Source organism: Bacillus cereus group sp. BfR-BA-01382 (assembly GCF_022663475.1).
GTDB lineage: Bacteria > Bacillota > Bacilli > Bacillales > Bacillaceae_G > Bacillus_A > Bacillus_A thuringiensis_S.
Window position 1 is genome coordinate 1 of sequence record NZ_JAKUFQ010000279.1, and the last position, 473, is coordinate 473.

Below are 473 nucleotides of genomic sequence, written 5' to 3' on the forward strand. Positions count from 1 at the left end.
TTTCAGACCCTCACACAGGAGGTAATACGCAAACTCAAGTATCTTCAAATGGTAGTTATGTAGTAACAGCAGATGTGTTAAAAGTGCGAAGTGGAGCAGGTACACAGTTTGAACAGATTGGTCGCTTATTTGAAGGGAATTCTCTTAGTGTTACAGGTAAAGAAGGAGAATGGTACAAAATTAATTACGATGGAAAAGCGGGATTTGTAAGCTCTCAATTTGTCTCTAATCGCCAATCACAAAACAAAGGTAATAATCAACCTAATAAACCTGCTACAACAAATCCTACGGCTACAACAGGTGGTAAAAAAGGTATTGTAACGGCAGACGTGTTAAATGTTCGAGAAGGAGCAGGTACACAATTTGGAAAGGTTGGTCGATTAACAAGAGGGAAAAATGTAACAATTACTGGAGAATCAGGGAATTGGTATCAAATTTCATTTGATAATACATCAGGATTTGTAAGTAAGGAT

At 37.4% G+C, this 473-nt stretch carries 1 protein-coding gene; it reads left to right on the forward strand.

The window, feature by feature from the left end; genetic code table 11:
• Window positions 1-473 (forward strand): SH3 domain-containing protein (locus MR160_RS33925; protein WP_242299231.1); only part of this gene is annotated, 473 nt, incomplete at both ends.